Annotated in this window: 3 protein-coding genes and 1 tRNA gene; 1 reads left to right on the forward strand and 3 read right to left on the reverse strand. The window is 55.3% G+C overall.

The features are described from left to right. Positions 1 to 104 precede the first annotated feature (104 nt). A tRNA-Ser gene (locus WD823_RS00105) sits at positions 105 to 197 on the forward strand. 475 nt (positions 198 to 672) lie between these two features. Here the strand turns inward: WD823_RS00105 and WD823_RS00110 are convergent. From WD823_RS00110 to WD823_RS00120, 3 genes are all read right to left on the reverse strand, one after another. Further along, on the reverse strand, positions 673 to 1,776 hold the full coding sequence (locus tag WD823_RS00110; protein ID WP_368427448.1) for a M48 family metallopeptidase: 1,104 nt from the start codon (positions 1,774 to 1,776) through the stop codon (positions 673 to 675). An 84-nt stretch (positions 1,777 to 1,860) separates the two neighbouring features. Then, positions 1,861 to 1,986, reverse strand: coding sequence for a hypothetical protein (locus WD823_RS00115; RefSeq protein WP_368427449.1), 126 nt, complete (start codon positions 1,984 to 1,986; stop codon positions 1,861 to 1,863). A gap of 1,284 nt (positions 1,987 to 3,270) precedes the next feature. Further along, a complete protein-coding gene (locus WD823_RS00120) occupies positions 3,271 to 3,462 on the reverse strand; it encodes a hypothetical protein (RefSeq protein ID WP_368427450.1) in 192 nt (63 codons plus the stop codon). Between the last annotated feature and the right edge of the window lie 1,077 nt (positions 3,463 to 4,539).

A 4,539-nucleotide genomic window follows, 5' to 3' on the forward strand; every position in this document is an offset into this window, starting at 1 on the left:
AGTGGTCACGGCGTAGCCGTCGTACATCGTGCGCGGAGCGTCTTCGACCACTCGAGTGATGCGATTGAGCGAAGAATTGCGGTAGGATTGAGATTACGGGTCAAGGAGAGATGGCCGAGTGGTCGAAGGCGCTCCCCTGCTAAGGGAGTATGGGAACAAAATTCCCATCGAGGGTTCGAATCCCTCTCTCTCCGCCAGTCAAGTCAAATAAGTGCCTGTTATGCCTGTTTATGCAGGAGTAGGATCGAGGTCTACCCATACTCCTACCCATATTCCGGCTACGTTCCGCACCTAACGAGTAGCACGCGCCTCGCAAGGCATACCCGCCTTCTCGGGCTACGTCTATGTGGCGGGCAGCAGCGCGAGCACGTTCTGGCCGGATGGCCGGGGGGGTATGTTCGCCTATTGCGTCCTACGGGGCGATCTCACGAGCATATATTCGCCTCTCCCTTTGCGCTGCTTCCCGGTGGCAGAGGGGGGGGTGCGGATGGGACTCCGGTATCGAGCGTTGCGCTACCTCCTGCCGCCAGAGGGGGGGGCATTCGTGAATAGGGTGGTGCGGAGTACAGATGAAAGCCAGACGGTCTACCAGCATTGACGATCTGAGAATGAAGTTCCGGGCCTAAATCCGGCCTTGGTTTGTCAAGTGCATAATCGCCTATGGATTACTCACTACATACACGCGAGAGCAATTTGTCGAACTCTTGTTCCTCTCTGCGTCGTTATGTGAAGGACTCCGGAACTCCGCTTGCAGGCCTCAACCCAGAATGTCAGGGTTCCAGTAGACAGCTCACTTGCACAGGAAGGACAGAATTGGTTTTTTACCCCGTCGCGCGTGATAGAAAGCCAGACATCTCCCACTTCAATCTCGTCGCTCGCCCAAGGAAGGCGTTGAATGACTCTAAATACTCCGCCCTGCCAGTCAAGTCTGGCCCCTAAGCTTTTCTCAATGAAATCGTTCCCTTGCGGCTGACTGGGGATAAGGCTCACTTGCGTCGGAGTCGTTGCACCTGAAGCATCGCTGGCTTGGGAAAACCGTTTGCTTGTCGCGGCTGCTCCTGCCGCCATATTTCTCATATTTTCGATACGCTCCGAACTCATCGGATGCGTACTGAGAAAGGGAATCGAAAAGCCAGCGCCTGCGCTAGACATCTTCTCCCAAACGCGTACGGCACCCTGCGGATCAAAGCCTGCTGCCGCCATGTATTCCACGCCTTTTCTGTCTGCGTCACGTTCCTCATCTCTTGTATAAATCGTTGAGACTGCGGTCGTGCTAACCTCGGCGACAGTGTTCCCCATCGGCACCCCCGCTGCGCCTAAAACCACACCAAGCACCGTAGCAATCCCTTGGCGCACCGCTTCACGCCCCTGCCTTTGTGCACCGTGATTTAACGCATGATGGGCATACTCATGTCCTATGATTGCAGCGTGGCTGTCCCAATCTGTTCCCATCAGTCGTAGCATCGCGGTATTAATTGCGACCACGCGCCCTAGCTGAGGATGCGTTCCGGCAAAAGCGTTGGGTTCATCGCCTGCTTGGATTAGGAGTTCTGCATATCCAACGCCAGCGGCGCTCTCAATCTGCCTTTTTATTTCGACGAGCCTTCGAATCGTAGAAGTTTCAACGGTTGCAACAGTTTCGTCACCGTGAGTTAAACGGATTCGAGCGTGCGGCACATTCGCAATATCTGATGCCTTCCAGATTGGAGATTGAGTTGCGCACCCGGCTAGACTTAAGACGGCGACAAGTAGACCAAGATAAAAAGTGCTGAACATATTGCCCCCCCCTTTCGGCCCGTCACTTATAGATTTATTTTTTCGCCACTCCCACGGTGGCTATGGTCCATTGTCCTGCCATACTCACCGTTTCTGCGCCTTGACCGCGATCTCAACTGCTTCGTAGGCCACTCTCTCCGCCGGGGGCTGTTCATTAGCATACTCCCGATACCACCACGCCAGACCAACCCGCACCTGCTCTAAATTCACGTCCTGGCCGTCAATAAGAACTGCCAGTCCGACCCGGAATGGCCCGGAAAACTCTTTGCGTCCAATGCCGTGAGCTTCGTACCAATGTACCTCGGCCTGTCGAACGGTGCCATCCGGTACCCAACGCGCGAATATCAGCTTGATCGACCGTCGCTCGAGATGGCCCCGCCGCGTTCCCTATCAGGCTCCGGGATTTCTTATACGCCCACCGCACTTCGTGGGCAGGGCCCAACTCGTCTCCGTTGACAAAGAAAGCCATATCAACGTCAGATTGGCAATCCCGTCGCTATGGATTGTCGAATATCAACGGCTGTCTTTCGGAGCGGCAGTTCGCGCTGCTGTAGCGTGCGCGAGGGTGGGGGGCTATTCCCCGCAGACCGGCGTGCCAAGTAGAGCACTCGACGCGGAGGTATTGCAGACAGTCAGCGAGCTACCGAGGGGGCATCAACCCGCCCGAAGTGCCAGGAGAAGTAATCTTCGGCGCCGGCGTAGAAGGCGAGCCGATCTGCGCGGGAAAAGGTGCAGGCGGGCCCCGACGCAACTCGGCCCCGCCGTGCTTAGCGTATGAGCGCACCCGCGGGTTCACGCGGAGCTGTACTCTCTCGCAGGGTATCGTAGCTGAGATTCCTCAGAATTTCCGCCGCTTCACACGCTCACATTGTCCAGCAGCAAGGGCCGGGTCTTGCGTAGTACCCATCCGGAATCGACCGGTGTACCGGTCAATCACTATCCGAGCGTCCGACAGCCAATGGAAGGACAACGTATTGTCTGTGATGGAAACGTGATTCGCCTTATGGCCATTCACGATCGCCTCATTATTCCCTTCGTTATACAACACTCGGATTGATGTTGCGTGATAATTCGGAGCAATCGAACTAAGAAGTACGCACGTTAAAGAGATGAAATGGAGTCGTGCAGTTACCTCGTTAGTAAGTGGATCGTATTCAAGGATTACACAGGAAGATAATTTTTGTGGGCTGCATTTATCGTTTACCTTCTCCTTTTCGATGCTGTAGCCCAGCAACTCGTCGTATCCAGGTAGAGTCGGATCAGTGCAATACCACTGAGCAAGTCGCGGCACATTGGTAAAGGTCTTTCCTCCAAACTGATTCTTACATTCATATACCTCTGCGATTGCCGTCGAGGTTACGGCAAGCATAAGCATCGCTAGAAAGATGCATTTCATGGAATCGCTCTCTTTTGTTCGTTGATCGCCACTTGTCCGGAACCTTTGTCTACTGCAATTGAAAATCGCGCTCTAGACAACAAACCACCGTTTTCGCTTTAGCAGATTCGCCTTTGACGCAAGCTATCAAACATATCGCGGCTGAAACGATAGATGTCGTTGCAAACTGCCGCCACGCCGTCGTCATAGCCGCGACGATACGAAGCGTCGGAAAATGGGTCATCGCTGTTGCGGCAAGCGCCAAGAATGATCCCGGCTAGCAGAATTGCAATCGTGGTCTTGATTCGCATCTCCCCTCCGGTCTTTTGATTGATTGGAATTCATGTTCGATGCACCCGCCTAAGTTTTGTCCGCGTCACGCAAGATTTCGTAAACACGATCCTCAAGCGCTGCCAATCGTTCTCCAGCGCGTTCCGACTCTCCAGCTAGCCGCCAGTAAGTCCGCCACCGCTGCCATTTCGGCTTTAGCGCTCTCCGGGAGGTGTCAATCTTAGCCCGACTGATCGTCTTCCGTAGGCGGCGCATTAACCGCCTTGCGGGGGCCTCTCGCTCGACGGGATATACGAGGCGAAGGCATGCCCGGCAAGCTATGTCAGTGGCGCCATAAAGCACGCAGCACCGCCTTTGGCATCGAGGGCAGGAAAACCATACCCGGCGACCGCCGAGACTGCCTGGTGTCCATTGCAGGCCGATCACAGTATCGCCCACTGTTACCCGGTCTGGCCCCACCCATACGGCCACAGGTCCAAAGGACCTACCCTGAGACGCCCAGCTCAAGGTGAAGCAGGTAAACGGGGTCAGCAACGACTGCTGTCGCCACCGCCGCAGGTCCAGCGCCAGAGACTCGTCTATAGTTGCCTGTCTACTACGCCGTCCGAACCAGCCGCTACCAATGCCGCCCATGGGGATCAATCCCGATCGGTTAGAAAGAGTCTTTGGTATGAAACCGGGCATCCCGGATTGTCAGTGAACCGTGCCGCCGTGCCGATGAATCAGGTTAAGCAACAGGAAGGGATCATATCTGGCGCGGGGAATCCGCAACTCGCAACTCATAACAGCGGCGTCCGGCATTGCACTCCGGATTGCCACGGCCAGGAAAACGGACTCTGGATCGCTATCTGCATCTGTAACCACGGCGTAACGGATTCCTGGATGGCCGGCGAGCATGGCTATCACCCGTTGCCGCCTTGCTTGCGTTGCTGGACTGCCGGATGGTTGCGTGTTGCATTCCCTAGGGTGCGCAACTTGCAACTTCAACGGTTGCACGGTTGCGTTGCAGGTTGCGTCGTCCGGTTGCGCACGCAACATTTCCCTAAGTAGTCATTTTCATAAATACGCGAACGTATAAATGTTGCCAAGTGTGACTC

Source organism: Sulfuricaulis sp. (assembly GCF_040901545.1).
Classification (GTDB): domain Bacteria; phylum Pseudomonadota; class Gammaproteobacteria; order Acidiferrobacterales; family Sulfurifustaceae; genus Sulfuricaulis.